General features: G+C 52.9%; 19 protein-coding genes and 1 tRNA gene. 16 read left to right on the top strand and 4 right to left on the bottom strand.

Features of this window, described 5'->3' with window-relative positions:
* Positions 1-148: 148 nt before the first annotated feature.
* The 11 genes from F457_RS0108055 (at position 149) to F457_RS0108110 (ending at position 11357) form a co-directional block, all read left to right on the top strand.
* On the top strand, positions 149-1645 hold the full coding sequence (locus F457_RS0108055; protein WP_245539131.1) for a carbohydrate porin: 1497 nt from the start codon (positions 149-151) through the stop codon (positions 1643-1645).
* Between the two features lie 9 nt (positions 1646-1654).
* The gene (locus tag F457_RS0108060) at positions 1655-2812 is read left to right on the top strand and encodes an NHL repeat-containing protein (protein WP_018980627.1); all 1158 of its coding nucleotides are present in this window, start codon (positions 1655-1657) and stop codon (positions 2810-2812) included.
* 9 nt (positions 2813-2821) lie between these two features.
* Positions 2822-4024, top strand: a complete 1203-nt coding sequence (locus F457_RS0108065) for a Dyp-type peroxidase (protein WP_026294291.1) — start codon at positions 2822-2824, stop codon at positions 4022-4024.
* A gap of 194 nt (positions 4025-4218) precedes the next feature.
* Positions 4219-4977 carry a 4-hydroxy-tetrahydrodipicolinate reductase gene (gene dapB, locus F457_RS0108070; RefSeq protein WP_026294292.1) on the top strand — a complete coding sequence of 253 codons (759 nt, stop codon included), beginning with the start codon at positions 4219-4221 and terminating at the stop codon, positions 4975-4977.
* A 174-nt stretch (positions 4978-5151) separates the two neighbouring features.
* Positions 5152-6336: a methionine adenosyltransferase gene (gene metK / locus F457_RS0108075; protein ID WP_018980630.1), complete on the top strand. Its 1185-nt coding sequence runs from the start codon at positions 5152-5154 to the stop codon at positions 6334-6336.
* Between the two features lie 114 nt (positions 6337-6450).
* Positions 6451-7146 carry a tRNA (guanine(46)-N(7))-methyltransferase TrmB gene (trmB, locus tag F457_RS0108080; protein ID WP_018980631.1) on the top strand — a complete coding sequence of 232 codons (696 nt, stop codon included), beginning with the start codon at positions 6451-6453 and terminating at the stop codon, positions 7144-7146.
* 55 nt (positions 7147-7201) lie between these two features.
* Complete coding sequence (locus F457_RS0108085) at positions 7202-8866, top strand: electron transfer flavoprotein-ubiquinone oxidoreductase (protein WP_018980632.1); 1665 nt, start codon at positions 7202-7204, stop codon at positions 8864-8866.
* Positions 8867-8963: 97 nt separating this feature from the next.
* Entirely contained in the window at positions 8964-9716 is a 753-nt protein-coding gene (locus F457_RS0108090; protein ID WP_018980633.1) for an electron transfer flavoprotein subunit beta/FixA family protein, read from the top strand.
* A complete protein-coding gene (locus F457_RS0108095) occupies positions 9713-10624 on the top strand; it encodes an electron transfer flavoprotein subunit alpha/FixB family protein (protein WP_018980634.1) in 912 nt (303 codons plus the stop codon). Before F457_RS0108090 ends, F457_RS0108095 begins: the two co-directional genes overlap by 4 nt.
* A 148-nt stretch (positions 10625-10772) precedes the next feature.
* Positions 10773-10849, top strand: a tRNA-Pro gene (locus F457_RS0108105).
* Between the two features lie 142 nt (positions 10850-10991).
* Positions 10992-11357 carry a hypothetical protein gene (locus F457_RS0108110; RefSeq protein ID WP_018980635.1) on the top strand — a complete coding sequence of 122 codons (366 nt, stop codon included), beginning with the start codon at positions 10992-10994 and terminating at the stop codon, positions 11355-11357.
* Positions 11358-11436: 79 nt separating this feature from the next.
* On the opposite strand, the gene hemH is transcribed toward F457_RS0108110, so the two are convergent.
* A complete protein-coding gene (gene hemH, locus F457_RS0108115) occupies positions 11437-12471 on the bottom strand; it encodes a ferrochelatase (RefSeq protein WP_018980636.1) in 1035 nt (344 codons plus the stop codon).
* 43 nt (positions 12472-12514) lie between these two features.
* Positions 12515-13585: an aspartate-semialdehyde dehydrogenase gene (locus F457_RS0108120; protein WP_018980637.1), complete on the bottom strand. Its 1071-nt coding sequence runs from the start codon at positions 13583-13585 to the stop codon at positions 12515-12517.
* Between the two features lie 202 nt (positions 13586-13787).
* On the opposite strand from F457_RS0108120, the gene F457_RS0108125 reads away from it, so the two are divergent.
* Positions 13788-14630, top strand: a complete 843-nt coding sequence (locus F457_RS0108125; RefSeq protein WP_018980638.1) for a PhzF family phenazine biosynthesis protein — start codon at positions 13788-13790, stop codon at positions 14628-14630.
* Positions 14631-14644: 14 nt separating this feature from the next.
* Here F457_RS0108125 and F457_RS0108130 read toward each other — a convergent pair whose 3' ends face one another.
* The gene (locus tag F457_RS0108130; protein WP_018980639.1) at positions 14645-15292 is read right to left on the bottom strand and encodes a LysE family translocator; all 648 of its coding nucleotides are present in this window, start codon (positions 15290-15292) and stop codon (positions 14645-14647) included.
* A 37-nt stretch (positions 15293-15329) separates the two neighbouring features.
* The gene (locus tag F457_RS0108135) at positions 15330-15971 is read right to left on the bottom strand and encodes a 2OG-Fe(II) oxygenase family protein (RefSeq protein WP_018980640.1); all 642 of its coding nucleotides are present in this window, start codon (positions 15969-15971) and stop codon (positions 15330-15332) included.
* A gap of 137 nt (positions 15972-16108) precedes the next feature.
* On the opposite strand from F457_RS0108135, the gene F457_RS0108140 reads away from it, so the two are divergent.
* From F457_RS0108140 to trpA, 4 genes are all read left to right on the top strand, one after another.
* Positions 16109-18820, top strand: coding sequence for a 2-oxoglutarate dehydrogenase E1 component (locus F457_RS0108140; RefSeq protein ID WP_018980641.1), 2712 nt, complete (start codon positions 16109-16111; stop codon positions 18818-18820).
* A gap of 265 nt (positions 18821-19085) precedes the next feature.
* Complete coding sequence (locus tag F457_RS0108145) at positions 19086-19436, top strand: hypothetical protein (RefSeq protein ID WP_156809407.1); 351 nt, start codon at positions 19086-19088, stop codon at positions 19434-19436.
* Between the two features lie 532 nt (positions 19437-19968).
* Positions 19969-21192 (top strand): tryptophan synthase subunit beta, encoded by a 1224-nt coding sequence (trpB, locus tag F457_RS0108150; protein ID WP_018980643.1) that lies wholly within the window; start codon positions 19969-19971, stop codon positions 21190-21192.
* 12 nt (positions 21193-21204) lie between these two features.
* Positions 21205-22020, top strand: coding sequence for a tryptophan synthase subunit alpha (trpA, locus tag F457_RS0108155; RefSeq protein ID WP_018980644.1), 816 nt, complete (start codon positions 21205-21207; stop codon positions 22018-22020).
* The last annotated feature ends 42 nt before the right edge of the window (positions 22021-22062 follow it).

Genomic DNA, 22062 nt, shown 5'->3' on the forward strand with positions numbered 1-22062 from the left:
CTCAAAACCCTAACCCCTTGTTTCTCAAGAGTTAAAATTGCATCACCCCGTCTATAAATAGGTTAAACTTATTTTAATTATAAAAACTTCTTGTAAAAGCTACATGCGAACTATAGTGAGAATCAATCTCAACTGGAGATAGATGTTCATGCCTCACACCCTGCCTCTCTTTGTTTCGAAATGCAGACGATCATCCTCTTCCCTTTGTGGGATTTTTTTAGGTATCGCCGGGTTTGGTTTTTTAACCAATACAGCTACCGCCGTTCCCCCACGTGTCAACTTAAGCAATGCCATGAACGCGGAAGACGAATCCTCTTCAGGTGTTTTTGGTTTCCTCTCAAACTGGCGTAGAACAGCCAATCTTCTAGGAAATATGTGGGGACTCCGCTCCGAACTTGGAAAATATGGAGCCACTTTAGCCATCCAAGAAACCTCCGAAGTCATGGGCAATCCAACGGGCGGCATTCACCGTGGTGCCGCTTATAATGGCCTCACTCAAGCTGTTTTGCAGGTTAATACACAACGTGCTTTTGGTTGGTATGGCGGCACATTCAATGTCAGTATGGAACAAATTCACGGCCGCAGCCTCAGTGCCGATAATTTAGGAGTGCTTCAAACGGCCAGTGGGATTGAAGCCGATCGTTCTTCACGTTTGTGGGAACTCTGGTTTGATCAGAAGTTTTTTGACCAACAACAATTAGACATCAAAATAGGTCAGCAAAGTCTCGACCAAGAATATATGATCAGCAGTAATGCCCTAACATTCGTCAACACAATGTTCGGCTGGCCTATGGTGCCCTCAGCCGACCTCCCCGGCGGGGGGCCTGCCTATCCTCTTTCAACCTTAGGAGCACGCGCCCGCTACTGGCTTGCAACACCTCTTTACCTCATTGGTGGCGTGTATAGCGGGAGCCCTTCACGCTCTTGGTCTGACGACCCACAAAAGAGTAATAGCACCGGCACAAGCTTTCCGCTCAATCGTGGCGTCATGGCTATTGCAGAGCTGCAATATGTGTACCCTGCACTAGGGGCTATGGTCTCTCCTGATGGCAATCAACCCCTCTCTTATACATATCGTTTGGGTGGATGGTATGATTCCGAACCCTTTGGAGATCAATATTACGACAACACCCACACACCGCTTGCCTCTCCCGATAGTACAGGGGTGCCACGCAATCATCGCGGTGCTTTCAGCCTCTATGCCGTTATGGATCAAATGATCTGGCGTAGCCATGGAACAGACCCTAACCGTACGATCAACATCTTCGGTCGTGTGATGGGCACGCCTCAATCAGAGCGTGTTCCTGTCGATTTTAGTATGAATTTCGGTCTTACCTTCAAAGACCCGTTACCTTATCGAACTGATGATACATTCGGCATCGGTATGGGATATACGCATGTCAGTAGCGCCCTTGCCCGCAATGATAAAGCCATTCACCGCTACACAGGCAATTACTCTCCCGCCCAAGGTGGCGAGACCTTCGTAGAAATGACCTACCAGTACCAGTTTTGTGGATGGATGCAGTGGCAACCCGACCTTCAATATATCTTTAACCCCAGCGGGGGGATTCCCAACCCTGTTCACCCTGACCGCCGCATTAAAGACGAGCTTATCCTAGGCTTCCGTACCAATATCGCTCTGTAAGGATCCCTTATGTTTTCCCGTTCTGTCCGTCTTTTCGGCCTTCTTGGCTGTATGACATCCATCCTCTTTTCCAATGCCCATGCTGAAAGGCGAGGGTTTCTGGAAACGATCCACCGCCATAAAACACTTGCCTCTACCAGCCCCGGCAATGGAGACTTAAACCCCTATGCCATCGTTCCTGTTCCACATGATATGGGCATATTGCATAAAGATGATGTACTCATCACAAACTTCAATAATATTAATAACTTACAAGGGACGGGCACGACTATTGTCGCCTATTCTCCACAAACCAAGAATATCTCTGTCTTTGCTGACCTCCCCCCTAATCTCCCTTCATGCCCGGGCGGCATTGGCCTCACAACAGCACTCACTGTTCTCAAATCTGGCTGGGTTATTGTAGGCAGTGCCCCCAGTAAAGATGGCTCCACGCGCACACGCGGTGAAGGCTGTATGATCGTTCTGGATGCGAACGGAAAACTGGTCACCACTTGGAAGGGCCCCGATATTAGCGCCCCTTGGGGAGACATTGCCCTTAAAGATAATGGCGATACCGCCTCGCTCTTCGTCTCTATGTCAGGGTTTGATCTCCCAGGGCCGAATGTTTTAGACCCTACGACGCATTATCCCCCTATTTTACAAAAAGCGACCGTTATGCGCTTTGACCTCACTATTCCTAAAGGTCAGCCCCCTGCTATTGCTCATCAAACCGTCATTGCACGTGGCTTTTCCGCTCGTGCTGACCGCGATAATTATCTCTTTGGCCCCACAGGCTTAGCCCTTGATGACGATGGCACTCTATATGTTACCGATGGTTACGATAATGAAGTGACCGCTATTGATGATGCCCTTCACCGTACCAATCCCATCTTACGGAAAGATGATGCTGTCGGGCGGGTCATTACCAAAGGTGGTCTGTTAAACTGGCCACTCGCTATGATGTGGGTACCAGGCCATCATCTCTTGATCGCTAATGGTCGTAACGGTCAAGTCGTGGAAATTGATCCAGCGGCAAAGAAGCAAATCTACGCTCAATGGGTTGATAACGACCAAGCCCAGCAGCCACCCGGCAATGGAGACCTTTTCGGACTCGCAATGACACCTGACAACACGGGTTTCTATTATGTCGAGGACGATATGAATACACTCAATCTCAGTGCCCCGTAAGGTAAGATTATGACATCTCACTTTTCTTTGTCGCGACGGCATTTTATGGGTGGCGCTCTGAGCGCTGCCGCCTTCAACGCTTTGTCTCACTCCGCCCATGCTCAGGCCGAGGCAACCCAGCATCAACCGGGTATTGTCACACCCCAGCAGCCCTATATCTACTTCCTCACCCTTGACCTCCCGTCTGATCAAAAGGCAGATCTCATCGCGTTGATGAAGCAATGGAGTGAGGCAGCTACGGCGCTCATGGCCGGGCAAGCACGCCCAGACTTCCCCTCTCCTCACGAGGTCGCCTCCCTCAAAGGAGCACACCTTACCCTGACCTTTGGGTTTGGGCCGAGTATTTTCCTCCATGATGGGAAAGACCGCTACGGGCTTCTTTCTCGTCGTCCAGCCGCTTTAGCTGACCTTCCACATTTTAATGGCGATCAACTCATAGCCGCCCGTTCTGGAGGAGATCTCTGCATCCAAAGCTGTGCCGATGATCCTGAAGCCGCCTTCTACGCTGTGCGTGTCTTAATACACCTCGCTTATGGTCGCGTTGAACCGCGCTGGAGCCAGCATGGCTTTCTCCCCCATTACTCCAAAACGCACACACCGCGTAATCTTATGGGCTTCAAAGATGGCACAATAAATCCCAATAATCACTCTCCGCAAGAAATGCGTGATATTGTCTGGGCAGATCCGACCGCATGCCCATGGATGGCAGGCGGCAGCTACCTTGTCGCCCGTCAGATCCGCATTGCCCTAGAACATTGGGACAACATGAACGTCCCGTTTCAAGAACAAACCATGGGTCGGCAAAAATATTCCGGCGCCCCCATTGGCGGCACACGCGAACACCAACCTCTTACCCTTAAAGAAACAGACAAAGACGGAAACCTGCTGACCGCTGAAACCGCCCATGCACGCCTCGCCGCTCCAGAAGAAAACGGCGGAGCGCAAATGCTCAGACGCGCCTATTCCTATAATAACGGCTTAAGCTATATTGCTGAGCGCTGGCCACCCTGGCGCCAAGGGAATGAATTTGATGTCGGTCTCCTCTTCTTAGCCTACCAAAAAGACCCACGCACCGCCTTCACGAAACTGTTCGAGAAGATGGCAAAATTCGATATGATGAATCAGTTTACGACCCATATCGGCAGCGCCCTCTTTGCTTGCCCCGGGATTGCACCAGGCCGTTATGTTGGCGCCACTCTCTTAGAAGAGTGATCTTTCACACTCCCCCTCCACAGCGCGCTACTTCTAGAGGGGGAGCGTCGTGCGTACCCACAGTCGCCTCTTTTCTGATAAGACTATACTTTACAATTAATAGACGACATAAGCCCTTATCACCTCATACATGTTCAACAATTTCCGTTTCAGCACCCCCTTGCCTTCTGCGCATGAGCGGGCATGATCGCACCATGACACATTCTTCTTCTCCCCGTATCGGTATTGCTGGCATCACCGGCCGGCTTGGTTCCCTCTGCGCACAAGAAGCTGGCCCGCTTCTCGCCGGTGGCCTGTCGCGCCACGCAGACCCTGCCCGCAATATTGTGACAGATGCCAGCACACTCGCCCAATCATGTGACGTCATTATTGATGTCAGCCATGCAAGCCTCGTGCCCCATCATGCGCGCGCTTTTGCTGAGGCTGGTTGCGCTTGGGTGCTCGGCACAACCGGTTTGGATAAGACAGCTCAAGCTGCCGTCAATGATGCTTCTAAAACCATTGCTGTGTTGCAAGCGGCTAATTTCTCCCCCGCTTTAACCATGCTGCTCGCCTTAGCACGCGAACTCGGCGCCGCTTTACCGGACTATGACGCTGAAATTGCTGAGACCCACCATCGCCAAAAGGTCGACGCCCCCTCTGGCACGGCACTCGCCATCGGTCGCGCTGTGGCAGCCGGGCGTAACGTCCCTTTCGACCAAGTCGCCCGTATGGATCAAAACGGCAAACGTCCCGATGGTGCTATCGGTTTTGCTTCATTGCGCGGTGGGCAAGTCGTCGGTGAGCATGACCTCCATTTCTACGCTGCAGATGAAGATATTACCCTCTCTCATCGCGCACTTGACCGGCGTGTCTTCGCCCGTGGCGCGCTCAAAGCAGCGCACTGGCTGGCGCACCATCGTGATGCAGGCCTGTATGGCATGGAAGATGCGCTTAGAAAGCATACAGACTAACTCGTTGTAAAATAAAAGGAAATGAGCGCTTCTCTCTCTTAAAATCGCCTTTCCCCTTGACCCGTGGCGTTATTTACGCCAAGCGATGAGTCCCTCATGCTGCGGTTTTTCCCTTACCATAAGGGCATGATCGCAGCCTTTTTTTTCACCACTCATTCCCTGCGAGGTCCCTGAGTGCGCAATTACGGCGATTTCCTTTTCACCTCTGAATCTGTCTCTGAGGGCCATCCTGATAAAGTTGCAGACCGTATCTCTGATACTGTTCTGGACGCTTATCTGGAGGCCGACCCGGAAGCACGCGTAGCCTGTGAAACACTGGTGACCACAAACCGCGTTGTGCTCGCTGGGGAAGTACGTGGGCCGGCCGCGGTTGAAAAGACCCTGATCGACCGTGCCCGCGAGGCCATCAAAGATATCGGCTATGACCAAGAAGGTTTTTCTTGGAAAAAGGCTGATATTGTCTCTCATCTTCATGCTCAGTCTGCCGACATTGCTGTTGGCGTCGATAGTGCGGGCGAAAAAGATGAAGGCGCTGGCGATCAGGGCATTATGTTCGGTTTTGCAACACGCGAAACGCCAGAGCTAATGCCAGCCCCGCTCTTTTATGCACAAACCCTTCTTGAGCGTATCCGCGACTACCGCAAACAAGGTGACCCACGCGGCGCTGGCCTTCTGCCAGACGCGAAAAGCCAAGTCACACTGCGTTATGTCAATGGTAAGCCTGTTGGTGTGAACTCCATCGTGGTGTCCACCCAGCATGAAGCGAATATGAGCCAAGACACGATCCGCGAAATGGTGAAGCAGACGGCTCGTGACGTGTTGCCAGAAGGCTGGATGTGCCCTGACCATGAGTTCTACGTGAACCCAACAGGGAACTTTGTCATCGGTGGTCCCGATGGGGATGCGGGCGTGACAGGCCGTAAAATCATTGTTGATACCTATGGTGGCGCAGCCCCTCACGGTGGCGGTGCCTTCTCCGGGAAAGACCCCACCAAGGTGGATCGTTCCGCTGCGTATGCCGCGCGTTATTTGGCAAAGAATGTTGTTGCAGCTGACCTTGCTGACCGCTGCACTATTCAGCTCAGCTACGCGATTGGTGTTTCCCGTCCGCTGTCTGTCTATGTGGATCTGGACGGCACAGGTAAAGATGTGGACGAAGCACGTTTGGGTGCGCTTCTTAATGAGATTATGGATCTCTCCCCACGCGGTATCCGTCAGCATCTGCGCTTAAATCGTCCGATCTATAGCAAGACCGCGGCCTACGGGCATTTTGGTCGTATTCCTGACCCAGCGCTGGATAATTTCACGTGGGAGAATACAGACCTCGCCGCAAAGCTGAAGAGCGCTCTTAACCGCTGATTGGCCTGATGATGGGAGGGAGCCAGCTCTCTCCTCTTTCTCTCCCCTGACTGATGGGCATCTGCCTGTTGGTCAGGGGCTTTTTCCATCTCTCAACACATGTGACCAACACCGTTGCTTGACGATCTGAAACCCCAACCTGAACGCTTGTACGGACGCCAACGCGGCCATCCTTTGCGCCAACGCCAACAGCGCCTGTTGGATGAAGCCCTCCCACGGCTCAGCTTTAAGGCTTTTGATGCTCCCTTAGAGGGATTTTCCAAGCCTGTGAAAAAGCTGTTCCTGGAAGTGGGTTTCGGCAATGGCGAACATGCGTACGACCAAGCACAACGCCATCCTGATGTCGGCTATATCGCGTCAGAAGTCTTTGATAATGGCGTTTGCTCTTTGCTCTCTCGCCTCGTGCCTGAGGGAGAAGAAGCGACCTCTACCCCACCTGAGACCCTCCGTCTCTGGGCAGAGGATGCGCGTGACCTTCTGCGGAAATTGCCTGATCAGTGCCTTGATCGTGCGTACCTAATGTTCCCTGATCCGTGGCCTAAAGCACGCCACGCCAAGCGACGCTTTATCCATCCGGCAAATATCGCCCAGATGGCCCGCTTGCTCAAACCCGGTGCCGTGTGGCGTGTTGCCAGTGACCACCCCGTTTATCAGGAATGGGTGGAAGAGGTGATGAGCCAACAAGACCTGTTTGACACAGCGCCACCACTTCTTGAACGCCCTGATAATTGGTCTCCAACACGCTATGAGGCCAAAGCTTTTCGTGAAGGACGACAGCCTTTTTACTGGACGTTCACCCGCCGCGGGTGACATCCCGCTATGTAGAGAGCCTGTTTGCCGCTTTTGAAAGGAAGGAGATCGCCCAATGACACAGTCACCAAACGACGCACAAAACGCTGTTGAACGTGAGGAAATGGCCTTCGATGTTGTCATCGTCGGCGGAGGGCCGGCTGGACTGGCCGCCGCGATCCGACTTCGGCAGAAAAACCCAACATTGGGGGTCTGCGTCCTTGAAAAAGGCAGTGAAATTGGGGCGCATATCGTCTCCGGCGCGGTGATTGAACCGAAGGCTCTCACGGAACTTCTTCCTGACTGGAAAGAGCGCGGCGCTCCTCTTAACACGCCTGTTTCTGAAGAAAAGCTTCTCTATCTCACCAAGCAAGGCTCTATCCCCGTCCCGGCTCTTCACCTGTTGATGCCGCAAATGGATAATCGCGGGAATTATGTTGTTTCCCTCGGTGATCTCTGCCGCTGGCTTGGCCAACAGGCAGAGCTTTTTGGTGTTGAGATCTACCCCGGCTTTACCGGTGCTCAGCTCCATATCGAAGATGGCTGCGTCTGCGGTGTTGTCACAGGCGATATGGGTGTTGACCGAGACGGCAACCATAAGTCGGAATTTATGCCCGGCATGATTTTAAGAGCCCGTCAGGTCATTTTAGCCGAAGGGGCGCGTGGTTCTCTCAGCCATGACGCGATCAACCATTACAAACTTCGCGAAAATGCTGACCCACAAACTTATGGGCTCGGGATTAAGGAAGTATGGGAGATTCCCAAAGAAAATCATCGCCCCGGTTTTGTGCAACATAGTTTTGGCTGGCCGCTTGATAATCACACCTATGGTGGGGCGTTCCTGTACCATTTTGGAGAAAATCTCGTCTCCTATGGCTTTGTCACCGCCCTTGATTACAGCAATCCGTGGCTCTCACCTTTTGAGGAAATGCAGCGCACCAAACAGCACCCGGCCTTCCGCCCGCATTTTGAAGGTGGGCGCCGGATTATCTACGGTGCCCGCGCCCTTTCAGAAGGGGGCTTTCAATCCCTCCCAAAACTCACCTTCCCCGGCGGGGTGCTGACAGGCGATTGTGCTGGCTTCCTTAACATGCCCAAAATTAAGGGCACACATACCGCCCTCAAGTCCGGCATGATTGCCGCTGATGCAGTCTCAGAAGCTCTTCGCTCAACGAATCCTGAAGCGCAAACCTACCAAGAACGACTGCAAAATTCGTGGCTATGGTCTGAACTGTACGAAGCCCGTAATATCCGCCCATCCTTCTCTAAATGGGGCATGCAGCTCGGCGCGCTGTATAGCGGGATTGATAGCATGGTCTTCCGTGGGAAAGCCCCTTGGACGCTGCGCCACCCTCATGCAGACAATCAGACCCTTATTCCCGCAAAAGAAGCGCCGAAGATTGACTATCCTAAACCGGATGGAACCCTCACATTTGACCGTACGAGTTCTGTCTATCTCAGCAATCTGAGCCACGATGACAACCAGCCTGTGCATCTCAAATTGCGTGATCCAGCTCTGTGGAATGAGGTTAACGAAGCACGCTTTTCCTCTCCAGAAAGTCGCTATTGCCCCGCTGGCGTGTATGAAGCCAACACACGGGACAATGGGGAAAAATACCTCCAAATTAACGCTCAAAACTGCGTTCATTGTAAGAGCTGCGATATTAAAGACCCCACGCAAAATATCCGCTGGTGCCCCCCTGAGGGCGGAAGCGGGCCAAATTACCCTTCCGGTATGTAGAGCAAAGCAGCTATACAAGACCATGATGTGACTTTTTCGCGCAGACAGGTTAGTCTGCGCGGAATATTATCAGCGGCGACAGTAACGAAAGATGCCCATGAAAGTTCTTGTCCCCGTCAAACGGGTTGTTGATTACAACATCAAGCCGCGTGTCGCGGCTGATGGTAGCGGTGTCGAAACTCAGGGCGTGAAAATGTCCATGAATCCTTTCGACGAAATCGCTCTTGAGGAGGCTCTTCGCCTCCGTGAGAAAGGCCATGCCCAAGAGGTGGTTGCGGTCTCCATTGGTCCACAAGCGGCCCAAGATACATTGCGCACCGCCATGGCCATGGGCGCAGACCGCGCCATTCTCATCCGTACGGATGCTGAGCTTGAGCCACTGGCCGTTGCCAAGCTTTTACAGGCGGTCGTTGAACGCGAGCAGCCCGGCCTTGTCAGCATGGGTAAGCAAGCGATTGATGATGACATGAACGCAACGGGCCAAATTTTGGCCGCCAAGCTGGGATGGCCACAAGGCACCTTTGCCAGCGAAGTCATCGTCGATAATGGCAGTGCGATCGTCTCACGCGAGATTGATGGTGGTGTGGAGGTCGTCTCCCTTACCCTGCCGGCTGTCATTACAGCTGATCTGCGCCTTAATGAGCCACGCTATGCGTCCCTGCCGAACATCATGAAGGCGCGTAAAAAGCCGCTGGAAACGATTGAGGCCGACTCGCTTGATGTCGATATAGCTCCGCGTCTGAAGGTTGTTTCCGTGTCTGAGCCACCTGCACGCGAAGCCGGTGTGATCGTTAAGAGCGTGGAAGAGCTTGTCAATAAGCTCAAGACAGAAGCAAAGGTACTCCCATGACAGCTCTGGTTCTGATCGAAATCGAACAGGGACAGGTACGCCAGGCATCACGTTCAGCCATTGCTGCCGCATCACACTTTGGTGATGTTGATGTTCTGCTTTTTGGCGAAGGTGTCGACGCAGCGTCTGCCCTGTCTGGTGTGCGTAAAGTGCTGCATGTACCAGCAGCGCCGCATTTGTTGGCTGAACCTACGGCTGCCTTCATCGCCCAGCATGCTGAGGCTTATAGCCATATCCTCAGCCCCGCTTCTGCGACTGGGAAGAACGTCCTCCCTCGCGTTGCAGGGTTGCTAGACGTACAGCCTCTGACAGATGTGATCGAGATCAAGGGCGATGATACGTTCGTGCGCCCCATCTACGCTGGTAATGCCCTCGTTACCGTTCAATCTGCTGACCGTATCAAAGTGCTAACGATCCGTAGTTCTAACTTTGACCCTGTTGACGCAACAGGCGGGTCTGCTGCTGTTGAAGTTCTGGATCTTCCGGCTGAAGACGAGAAAAGCCGCTTTGTGCGTGTTGAACTCTCGAACTCTGACCGACCAGAGCTTGAGGTCGCACGCGTCATTATCTCCGGTGGTAAGGGCGTTAAAGACGCGCGTAATTTTGAGACGCTCCTCGCTCCGGTGGCTGATAAGCTGGACGCTGCTATTGGTGCGTCACGCGCTGCTGTGGATGCAGGATTCGCGCCTAATGAGATGCAGGTCGGCCAAACAGGTAAGATCGTTGCCCCCGAGCTTTACATTGCTGTTGGTCTATCAGGCGCTCTGCAACATCTCGCAGGGATGAAAGATAGCCGCACCATTGTGGCGATTAATATCGACCCTGATGCCCCCATCTTCAAAGTGGCCGATTATGGTTTAGTGGGCGATTTGTTCGAGGTCATGCCAGAACTGGCTAAAGCGCTTTAAGCCTATCACGGCACAGCATTTTCCCCCCTCCAATAAAGTGCCATTGGAGGGGGGTTTTTTATGCCCTCTTCCCCTCTAGAAAACACAAAAACCGAGCCTCCCCCCTTGCACTTCCCCCCTGCCAAGAGTAGGAAGAAAAGCACGAAAACGGAGTGTAGCTCAGCTTGGTAGAGCACTGTGTTCGGGACGCAGGGGCCGGAGGTTCGAATCCTCTCACTCCGACCATCTTGGTCGTAGGGCCGTCACTCTCTTATAGACGTTGCCCTTCTTTTGCTTTACTATCAATAAACCCTACGAAAGAGATCCTGACGTTTCTTCATGTTAGGGATTTTACGTTACACGTAACGTTTGGGTTTAAGGATAGACCATGAATCGTACATTTTGCTCCCTTCTCGCTGCTACTTTCTTGGTAGGCTCCTCCACGCCGCTAGCTTTTGCGGAACCGGGTGGTTGCCTGAAATATGGAGCTGCAGGAGCCGTTGCTGGCCATGTTGCTAAACGCCACGGTGTACTTGGAGCCGTTGGGGGCTGCGCTGTTGGCATGTATCAGCGCCATAAATACCGCAAAAACCTGCGTCAAAAAGCCGCTGCATGGGACAAAGAACATGCAAATGACCCACAAGCCAATAAGAAAGCGACGCTCGCTCAAAAAGGTCAGTGGTATGATGCTGAACAAACCCCTGCTAAACCAGCTTCAGGCCAAGCAAGCGCAACACCTGCTGCTGCTCAATAAAGAAATTCACATTGCTTAACAGAAACCCCGGTGTGCTTCTCAGCCACCGGGGTTTTTTATATCTAATCTCCTCTCTTCTTTAAGAAGAGCGGAAACTCGTTACATAAGGGCGCGCAAGTTCTTCGAGAAGATCAATCGCACCAGACGAATCATTGAGGCATGGCACAAGTGCAAATTCCTCACCACCGGCTTCCATAAATTCATCGCGAAGTTCATGACCAATTTCATCGAGCGTTTCGATACAATCAGCCATAAAGCCCGGCATAATAACGGCAATTTTTGTAATGCCCTGCGCTGGTAAAGACGCAACAAACGGTGCCGTATAAGGCTGCAGCCATTCCATCGGCCCAAAGCGGGACTGGAAGGTCATGGGGAGTTGCTCATCACGTAGATCTAACGCTTTAGCAAGGGCTTTGGTGGTACGAGCGCATTCTTCCTGATACGGGTCGCCCTGCTCCACACAGGTTTTGGGTAAACCATGATAAGACGCAATAAGACGCTGTGGCTTAAAGGAAAGCTCAGCAAATCGCTCCCGTACGGACGTCTCTAAGGCTTTAATAAAGGCTGGATGGTCAGGGAAAGACGGCACCGTCGTGATAAAAGGCTGGCGCCGCAACCGCATGAGACGACGGAAAAGCTGGTCGTTCGCTGTGGCGGTCGTGGTAGCGGAATATTGCGGATAAAGCGGAATACTCACGATGCGGTCGCACCCGCGATCCATCAGGTTCTCCACCGCTGCTTTAATGGATGGCTTGCCATAACGCATGCCATACGCCACCGGGATACCTTCTGGTTCCAGCCGCTCTGCCAGCTGCTCGGCCTGTCGCTTTGTATAAACGAATAAAGGCGACGCGTTTTCAACCCTATCCCAAATACGAGCGTAATTTTCCCCACTTTGGAAAGGACGGCGTGAGAGCACAGCAGCATGCAAGATGGGCTGCCAAATGGCAGGAGGCGCCTCAATCACACGACGATCAGAGAGGAATTCTTGCAGATAACGCCTTACGGAGAAATACCCCGTATCGTCAGGCGTCCCAAGATTGATCAGCAACACCCCGGCCCGCCCTTCTGGCGGGACAGGATGACGAGGGGAGGTATAGGTGAAGTAAGACATGTACTAAATATAGAACTCCCCTCGTTAATTAAAAGAGAAACTCTTAGTCTTCAGGAGGCTCTTCAGGACGCTCAACAGGTTTGCCAAGTGGCGTATCCGGGCCTAGCAGCTTTTGCTTGTCCAAACTTTCCGCAATTTGCACCGCGTTGAGGGCCGCCCCTTTGCGGAGGTTGTCGGCCACACACCAGAAAGCCAGACCATTCTCAACCGTTGGATCAATGCGCAAACGAGAGATGTAGGTGTCATCATCACCCACACATTCCAACGGTGTGACATAGCCGCCATCTTCACGCTCATCACGCACAATAACGCCCGGCGCTGCACGCAGTGCTTTATATGCCGCGTCTAGGTCAATCGGCTTTGCACATTCAATGCTGATCGCTTCAGAATGACCAATAAAGACAGGAACGCGTACACAGGTGGCGAGCACTTTAATGTCCGGGTCGAGAATCTTGCGTGTCTCGACGGTCATCTTCCACTCTTCCTTCGTGGCGCCATCATCCATAAAACGATCAATATGGGGGATCACGTTAAAGGCAATCTGCTTAGTGAACTGCGACACCTCAGGGGCATCATGCACAAAGCTGCCTTTGGTTTGATGATAGAGCTCATCCATCCCCGATTTACCCGCACCAGACACGGCTTGATAGGTGGACACCACCACACGTTGAATATCAAACAGGTCATGAAGAGGCTTCAACGCCACCATCATCTGGGCTGTGGAACAATTCGGGTTCGCGATAATCCCGCGACGGGCTTTTTTCAGGGCAGAGGCATTAACCTCTGGCACCACCAACGGCACGCCCGGTTCCATCCGGAAATGGGACGTATTATCCACCACGATACAGCCTTTAGCGGCCGCACGCGGCGCATATTTAGCCGATACCGCCCCACCAGGGGAAAAGAGGGCTAGATCCCATCCGCCGAAATCAAACGTCTCAAGATTTTGCACCTTGAGCACTTTTTTGTCCCCAAAGGACACCTCACGCCCAACAGAGCGCGCTGACGCAAGGGCAACAATCTCGTCGATAGGGAAGTTGCGCTCTGCCAGAATGCGCAGAATCTCCCGCCCAACAGCACCTGTGGCCCCGACAACCGCAACTTTATACCCCATAATCATCTCCTTTGGGCCGTCACCCAAACATAACCAACATTATTCCCGTGGGATAGGAACATGCTCTTAATGCAGACGCAAGCGACAAGCCCTAAAAGACACGTACTTTCTTAACTGTTTTTAACCTCTTCTCTTGCCAATCTCTGTCGCATTCGTTCAACATCGCGTCATCGTCCCTCGTTGATCACAAAAGCACTGCGCTATGACACTCCCGTTCACGCAAGTTAATGTCTTTTCCACATACCCGCTCAAGGGGAACCCTGTGGCTGTCGTTACCCAAGCAGAAAGTCTCAGTGATGACGCAATGCAACAATTTGCGCGTTGGACGAACCTGAGTGAAACGACATTCATCCTCCCTCCCACGACAGACAAGGCTGATTACCGGGTTAGAATCTTTACGCCCGCTGGTGAGCTTCCCTTTGCCGGCCATCCCACGCTCGGCACCTGTCATGCTTGGCTGGAAGCTGGTGGGACGCCACGAGGTGACACCATCATACAAGAGTGCAAAGCGGGCCTTATTCCCGTTAAACGCACCGATGACCAGCTCGCCTTTGCAGCCCCTCCCCTTATTCGCTCTGGCCCTATTGCGCCTGACCTTCTTAAACGCATTGCCCATGGGCTCAATCTTTCCGTCAGTGGAATTGTGGCCTCGTCATGGGTGGATAATGGCCCCGGTTGGATGGGCCTTCTCCTCCGCTCTCGCCAAGAAGTGCTCGCCCTCAAGCCCGCTTTTGCGACAATGGAGGATCTCTGCTTTGGTGTCATCGGCCCGTGGGATCGTGAAACAGATGGCCCGGGCGCTGACTTTGAGCTCCGCGCTTTTGCTATGAATCATGGCGCGAATGAAGACCCCGTCTGCGGAAGCCTCAATGCCAGCATGGCCCAATGGCTGATTGGACAAAACAGAGCCCCTGCCCATTATACCGTTTCACAAGGAGCAGCATTGGGGCGTGATGGTCTGATTTCAATCGACAAGCATGATGATGGCACGATCTGGGTGGGCGGCCATACCCACAGCACCCTAACGGGCACCCTGCATCTTTAAACCCAGGGGGTGGGTCAATGTGTGGGGGCTTTGGTCAGCACCAATTTCAGGCCCAACCCGACGAACACACATCCTGTCACGCGATCCATCACCGTTACGAAACGCCCCTTTGTGATGAGAGACTTAATCGGCACAATGAGCAAGACGAAACTGACATACCAGAGAGAGGCAATCACGATCTGAAAGCCTGTCAGGAAGAGTGTGTAAAGTGACGTATTAACACCGGTGGGAATAAATTGGGGAAGCAAGCTGATGAAAATAATCCCGACTTTGGGGTTAAGAATATTGCACAAGAACCCCAGCCTCACCCCTTTCCCAAAGGAAGAGCTCTGCCCCTCAGCCGCGCCACCATCAAGGTCAACAGCCTGTGCACGCGGCCACAAGATCAGCTTAATCCCTTGCCAAACGAGATAGCAGGCCCCTGCCCATTTTAATGCCGTAAAAAGCACAGCAGAAGCCGCTAACACTGTGCTCAACCCCAGCACAGTCGCAAGCCCCCAAACGCCCAGCCCTAAGCAGATCCCACAGGCTGCGCCCAAACCTGCCCGGCGTCCCTCATTCACCGTTGTTCGGATCATCATAGCCATATCCAAACCCGGGGTGATGAGGATAATCATAAATGTGACAAAGAACGCCAATAGCGGCATGACATACAGGCTCACCCAATTGCTCCCTACTCGTGCCTTTTACGCCATCATCTTACGCTGAACGCACCAAACGCTTCCACAATGCGGAAAGACCGTGGCGCCTGATTTCGTGCTGGGCTTTTTCATCACCAGCCATGTAATTAAGCTGCACCGTAAAGCGCGGCCCCACATATGTTCGGTGCCCATGCCATGTATTAGGGCCGTTAGGGAAGATCACCAACGTACCCCCAGCCGGTGGAATCTCTACCGCGTAATCCTCAATGTCATCCGGCCCGTTGAGGAAACGCAAACACCCATCATGGGCACTCCAATCACGCTCTCCGTCATTAAGGTAAAGCAAGATGGTCACACGCTTGGCGCTGCTATCACGATGGATGCGACCATCCTTTTCCCTCGTGCGGCCACGCATGGTCATCATGCTCGGTGCTGTGCGCACATCAATATTGAATTTTTCAGAGACAATCTCTTTGAGCCAAGAGCCCTGAAATTCCTCCAACAGGCCCGCCAAAGCCGGAGGAAGAGACAAAGCACTAGGCGGGTAAGACCCCCCAGACTTAAGCTCTGGCAGAAGCGAGACAACTTTCTTCAGCGTCTCAGCACTGAGAAAGTCCGTCACTACAAGGTGAGGGCACGGATGCGTCGCAACTTCAGCACGCCGCACAGCCTCGTAATTTAAAGATAAACCCATCGTCATAACGGCCTCACGCTACCTCTCTTTAACCGTCCTCAGCAAGCGTCTTCTTACAGCACATCCTCTATGCGTCAGAAATGGTTCCTCTACTGGGCAGATTGAGCTAAAACCTGCTTTAGTCTCTAGGGGAAAGAATAGTCATGACCACCACCAACTCGCCTGACCTCCGCTACGCCATCACAAGCGACAATAGTGCGTATTTGGACAGCCTGCATGCACAGTGGTTAGCCGATCCTAAGTCTGTTAATCCCCAAACAGCTGCCCTTTTTGAAACACTTGATGACAGCGCGCCTCAAAGGCCTTCCTCCGCTGAAGGGGGGGCTTCTGCCAGCCTGCGTGACGAACAGCTCCGCCATGCTTTCCGAGTCTCTGGCCATCTCAGCGCCCAGCTTGACCCGCTGGCCCTCCACCCGCCACGTCAACAAGACGCTCTTTCCCCTACAGATGCAGACCCCTCCCTCCTCACGCGCCTAAAACGGGCTTATTGCGGCACGATCGGTGTAGAATTTATGCATCTTCTTGATGATGCACAGCGCCAATGGTGGATTGAACGCTTTGAAACACCCCATCAAGCACCTCTCCCTCTCTCACCCGACCATATCCTCACCCTTCTCACACGCTCTGAAGGGTTTGAGACATTTTGTCAGCAACGCTTCACCGGTATGCGGCGCTTTGGCCTAGAAGGGAGTGAAAGCCTCAATGTCGCGCTCCAAACGCTCATTAACTGCGCGATGCAGAGCAATAGCGCGTCCATCTCTTTAGGCATGCCTCATCGCGGGCGCCTAAACGCCATGGCGAACATTTTGCGCAAACCTTATGCCGCTATTTTCAGCGAGTTTGCAGGGCAATCTTTCCACCCTGAAGGCATTCCCGTTTCAGGCGACGTTAAATATCATCTCGGCACGGCAACCACGCTCCATCAAGGCCGCCACCAGCTCCGCTTGGCCCTCCTGCCCAATCCGTCACATCTAGAAGCGGTGGACCCCGTCGTCTTGGGCCGTGTCCGCGCTGACCAAGACCGCCATCATGATGCACAACGCCAAAAACATCTGGGCGTTCTCGTCCACGGTGATGCCGCTTTTGCAGGACAAGGTGTTGTGTATGAAACCCTGCAACTCTCTCGCTTAGAAGGGTATCGCACGGGCGGCACGGTTCATCTGATCGTCAATAACCAGATCGGCTTTACCACAGGCCAAGAGGCCGCCCATTCCGGCATTTGGAACAGTGATGTCGCCAAAACCGTGCAAGCGCCGATCCTTCACGTCAATGGCGATGACCCCGAAGCCGTTGCACGCTGTGCGATGCTGGCCCATGAATGGCGACAAACATTCGGCACCGATATTGTGGTCGATATTATCGCCTATCGTCGCCATGGCCATAATGAAACGGACGATCCCGGTTTTACTCAACCCGCCATGGTGGAAACGATCAAAAATCATCCCACCTTACGCCGTCTCTATGCGCAGAAACTCCAAGAAAAAGGCGCTATTAAGGACGATCACGCCCAACGTTTGTGGGATGATGTGCAAGCCACACTCGAACGGGCCTTTAAAGAAGCGGATCGTTACCAGCCAGACCCCACCGAGTGGCTTGATTATAGTCCGCAAGACCCCACACGCTTGCAAGATACGCCCCAACGTATCCAACCCATGACCGGCGTGCCACTCCCACGGCTGCTCACGGTAGGTGAAGGCCTCACCGCGACACCACGCGACTTTCACGTTCACCCACGCTTAGCTCGCCAGCTGAAAACACGGAACGACGCCCTGACCGCTCATGGCCCCATTGATTGGGCTACGGCGGAATCGCTCGCTTTTGGTACGTTGGCCCTTGATGGCCATCCGGTGCGTCTCTCTGGCCAAGATAGCGGACGCGGCACCTTCAGCCAGCGCCATGCGGTACTGAGCGACCAAAAAACAGGCGCGCATTATACACCGCTCGCCCATATTGCACGCCGCCAAGCCCCCGTTGAGATTTGGGACTCCCCTCTCTCTGAATATGGGGTCTTGGGCTTTGAATATGGCTATTCACAAGGCAACCCCGAAGCCCTCGTATTGTGGGAAGCGCAATTTGGTGATTTTGCCAATGGCGCACAGATTATGATCGACCAGTTCCTCGCCGCTGGTGAGACGAAATGGCTGCGCACGTCGGGGCTCACGCTTCTTCTCCCGCATGGGTATGAAGGGGCTGGGCCCGAACATTCCTCCGCACGACCAGAGCGTTTCTTGCAGCTTTGTGCAGAAAATAACCTACGTGTGTGCATGCCTTCAACGCCTGCGAGCTTCTTCCACACCTTACGCCGCCAAATTGCCCGCCGTTGCCGCAAGCCGTTGGTCGTCTTTACGCCGAAATCCCTTCTACGCCACAAAAAGGCCGTCTCAACCTTGGAAGAGATGGGGCCCCACACGCGCTTCCAACCGGTATTGGGAGACCCCGCCACCCCTAAGAATGCCCGCCGTATCGTGATCTGCTCAGGTAAGGTCTATTACGACTTGCTCGCCGCGCGTGAAGAACAAAAACTGGAAGGGATCGCGCTCATCCGACTAGAGCAGCTCTACCCCTACCCACACCAACCGCTCGCGGATGTGCTCGCCCAACATCCCAACGCAAGCGATGTGATCTGGTGCCAAGAAGAACCACGCAATAGCGGGGCATGGCGCTTTATTGACCGACGGATTGAATATACCTTGCGTGATCTCAATCATTCTGTCTCGCGCCTCCGCTATGTCGGACGCGATGCCAGCGCCTCACCAGCGACAGGAAACGCCAGCATGCATAAAGAGCAACAAGAAGCCCTCGTTGCCGCTGCCCTAACGGGGGATGAAATCCCCGAGCGCACGCCGCCTTCTTGAGGCGCTGCTGCTCCTCTCTGAAAGCACAGCCCTCCTCTCACGGCAGGTCTGTGTCACCCCCCTAAAAAAAGTAAGCTGGTCTTAATCTCAAATCTCACGGACTTGAGTAAGAAAAGGAAAAAGAGATTTACGGCGGAAGAAAGGAAACATATACTACCGAATTACGGTAGCTTTTTAAGCTAGTAAGCGCGTAGCTATTAGAAGGTAGCATTGCTAGATACAGGCCCGGCCACTATGCGATAGACAATACGAAAGTAATTCTTTTTTGTTGTCTCAGCGTCAACATAACTTTGATTTTAAGGATAAAAAAATGGTCATCCATGGCGATAAACTACAGAAAAACTGTGAATATATTATGAAAACTTGGAAAACTAAAACAGATGATACATTTATCCAAAAAAGAATTGTTAAGTTTATAAAGTATACAGAAAATGGAAAGGATGTTTCTTCCGAATCATTTGATATGCTTGATCTTGATTTAACAAAGAATCAAGAAGCTCATTTTCTTGATATGAGTGTGACCCCTCATTCTCCTCTTGTTCTCAAGGGAGATGCAAAGATTTGGACTTTAAACGATACGCATCGCATTACATTTTCAACATTTGATGATAAATAAAAAATTTATGAATGATTAACGAAAAGGTTGTTAGGGGGGCCTGACCAAAGCACCAACTTGTGTAGCAATATCGGGTGATCTTGTTTTCACTACAGTGCAAACAGGGTTAATACGCCACTATGAGCCAACACCATTCCAATCCTTATTACCGCCTAGGCTCTGCTATGTCTTGAAAGGCGGTATAGACTTCCTTTCTGTCTGTCATGAGTATGAGTGAGAGCGTTTTTTCTGGTCAGAGTTAGTCCCTCTAAGAGCCGCTTATTGAGAACGTCCGACATCGCAACACGATATGAAAAGACCGCTCTGTCCTTTCTCTCCGTGATCCTCATCGCTGCTACAGCAGATTACCTCAAGACCTAACAGGGCCTAGACCGCCTTCTGTATCAACGAGCAAAAGAATATCAATTATTTAAACCCATTATAAAGAAACATTTTCGCGCCATAAACCCTACTGGAACAGACCTCCATCATGGGTTAAGCTGCTAGCCCATAACGTATTCTATCATCAGGTTTTGGCAGAAAGTTCTTCCATATGACGATACCCCATCAGAAGCCTAACTCTCTCCGCTCCGGGCCCGATCTCTCCGGCCATTTCGGCCCTTTTGGTGGGCGCTTTGTGGCTGAAACCCTCATGCCGCTCATGCTGGAACTGGATGAGGCCTACAAAAAAGCCAAAGCAGACCCGGCTTTTCATGAAGAACTTTCTTACTATCTTCGTGATTATGTCGGCCGCCCAAGCCCTTTATGGCACGCTAAACGCCTGAGTAACGCACTCGGCGGAGCCCAGATTTACCTTAAACGTGAAGAACTCAACCATACCGGCTCCCACAAGCTTAATAACGTGATGGGCCAAATTTTGCTTGCTCGTCGTATGGGGAAAAAACGCATTGTTGCGGAAACCGGCGCTGGGCAGCACGGCGTTGCCACTGCTACGGTCTGCGCACTTTTTGGGCTTGAATGCGTGATTTATATGGGCGCCAAAGACGTTGAACGTCAAAAGCCTAATGTTTTCCGCATGCATTTACTCGGAGCGAAAGTTACCCCCGTTACCGCTGGGGCCGGCACGCTCAAAGACGCGATGAATGAAGCCATGCGTGACTGGGTCGCCAATGTGGACAGCACCTACTTCCTCGTCGGCACCGTCGCTGGGCCGCACCCCTACCCAGCAATGGTGCGTGATTTCCAATCCGTTATTGGCGACGAAGCACGCATGCAGATCCAAGAACAAACAGGCCGTCTGCCCGATGGCATCATCGCCGCCATTGGTGGGGGATCAAACGCCATGGGGATCTTCCACCCCTTCCTTGATGATGTCGATGTTCCCCTCTACGGCGTGGAAGCGGGCGGTTTGGGCCTTGATAGCGGGGAAACAGCCGCCTCCATCGCACGTGGTTCGCCCGGTGTGCTACACGGCAACCGTACCTACCTGCTTCAAGACACGCACGGCCAAATTACCGAAGCCCATTCCATCAGTGCGGGGCTGGATTATCCCGGTATTGGGCCAGAACATTCATGGCTTAACGATATTGGCCGCGTCAATTATGTGAGTGCAACAGATCAAGAGGCTTTGCAGGCTTTCCAAGAGCTAACGCGCCTTGAGGGCATTATTCCAGCACTCGAAAGTGCCCACGCGGTCGCTTATGCCCGCACACTGGCCCCGACGATGGGCACTGATAAAAATCTCGTCGTGAATCTCTCTGGCCGTGGCGATAAAGATGTCCCCACCGTCGCCGCCCATCTTGGCGTACAGCTGTAAGGAGCCCGTCCCATGAGTCGTATCAAAGCCTGTTTTGACGCCCTCAAAGCGGAAGGGCGTGGCGCACTGATCCCGTATCTTGAAGCATTTGATCCGGATCGCGACACATCCCAAAAGCTTCTAAATGCCATGCCAGAGGCCGGCGCTGATATTATCGAAGTCGGCGTACCGTTCTCTGACCCATCAGCCGATGGCCCCACCATTCAGCTCGCCGCCCAACGGGGCCTCAAAGCGGGGGCAACCCTCGCTGGTGTGCTGGATATGGTCGCACAATTCCGTCGCACAAATGACCATACACCTATTGTGCTCATGGGGTATCTCAACCCGATTGATCATTATGGTGTAGAGCGCTTCTGCCAAGAGGCTGCCCGCTCAGGTGTCGATGGGCTGATCGTCGTTGATCTCCCCCCTGAAGAGGCCGGCATTATCCGCCCTCATACCAAAGCAAACGCGCTGGATCTCATCACACTCACCGCTCCGACCACGCCTGATGAACGCCTCAAGGCGATCCTCGCTGACGCCTCTGGTTTTGTGTATTACGTCAGTATCACGGGAATTACCGGCACAAATACGGCAACAGAAGACCAACTCACCCAAGCCATGACCCGCCTGCGCCGTGCAACGGACATTCCCGTTGTTGCCGGTTTTGGGATCCGCACCCCCGAACAAGCACGCACAGCCTCCCGCATCACCGACGGCGCCGTTGTGGCTTCAGCCATCATTAAAGCCATGGCCGCAACCTTTGATGACGGACAAGCTACCGACGCGAGTGTACCGACAGCTTTGGGGCATATTTCCCGCTTATCCAAGGCGGTGCGCAACGCATAACAACCTGCTACCCGCACGTTTATATAAGAACATCTTCTAGAC

This window comes from Saccharibacter floricola DSM 15669 (genome assembly GCF_000378165.1).
GTDB lineage: Bacteria > Pseudomonadota > Alphaproteobacteria > Acetobacterales > Acetobacteraceae > Saccharibacter > Saccharibacter floricola.

What these genes read in the sequence shown, in the direction of transcription:
- F457_RS0108095 (WP_018980634.1), top strand. Translation starts at nt 9,713, where the DNA reads ATGACAGCTCTGGTTCTGATCGAAATCGAACAGGGACAGGTACGCCAG.
- F457_RS0108125 (WP_018980638.1), top strand. Translation starts at nt 13,788, where the DNA reads ATGACACTCCCGTTCACGCAAGTTAATGTCTTTTCCACATACCCGCTC.
- F457_RS0108065 (WP_026294291.1), top strand. Translation starts at nt 2,822, where the DNA reads ATGACATCTCACTTTTCTTTGTCGCGACGGCATTTTATGGGTGGCGCT.
- hemH (WP_018980636.1), bottom strand. Translation starts at nt 12,471, where the DNA reads ATGTCTTACTTCACCTATACCTCCCCTCGTCATCCTGTCCCGCCAGAA.
- F457_RS0108140 (WP_018980641.1), top strand. Translation starts at nt 16,109, where the DNA reads ATGACCACCACCAACTCGCCTGACCTCCGCTACGCCATCACAAGCGAC.
- trpB (WP_018980643.1), top strand. Translation starts at nt 19,969, where the DNA reads ATGACGATACCCCATCAGAAGCCTAACTCTCTCCGCTCCGGGCCCGAT.
- dapB (WP_026294292.1), top strand. Translation starts at nt 4,219, where the DNA reads ATGACACATTCTTCTTCTCCCCGTATCGGTATTGCTGGCATCACCGGC.
- F457_RS0108085 (WP_018980632.1), top strand. Translation starts at nt 7,202, where the DNA reads ATGACACAGTCACCAAACGACGCACAAAACGCTGTTGAACGTGAGGAA.
- F457_RS0108060 (WP_018980627.1), top strand. Translation starts at nt 1,655, where the DNA reads ATGTTTTCCCGTTCTGTCCGTCTTTTCGGCCTTCTTGGCTGTATGACA.
- F457_RS0108120 (WP_018980637.1), bottom strand. Translation starts at nt 13,585, where the DNA reads ATGGGGTATAAAGTTGCGGTTGTCGGGGCCACAGGTGCTGTTGGGCGG.
- F457_RS0108135 (WP_018980640.1), bottom strand. Translation starts at nt 15,971, where the DNA reads ATGACGATGGGTTTATCTTTAAATTACGAGGCTGTGCGGCGTGCTGAA.
- F457_RS0108090 (WP_018980633.1), top strand. Translation starts at nt 8,964, where the DNA reads ATGAAAGTTCTTGTCCCCGTCAAACGGGTTGTTGATTACAACATCAAG.
- F457_RS0108055 (WP_245539131.1), top strand. Translation starts at nt 149, where the DNA reads ATGCCTCACACCCTGCCTCTCTTTGTTTCGAAATGCAGACGATCATCC.
- F457_RS0108110 (WP_018980635.1), top strand. Translation starts at nt 10,992, where the DNA reads ATGAATCGTACATTTTGCTCCCTTCTCGCTGCTACTTTCTTGGTAGGC.
- trpA (WP_018980644.1), top strand. Translation starts at nt 21,205, where the DNA reads ATGAGTCGTATCAAAGCCTGTTTTGACGCCCTCAAAGCGGAAGGGCGT.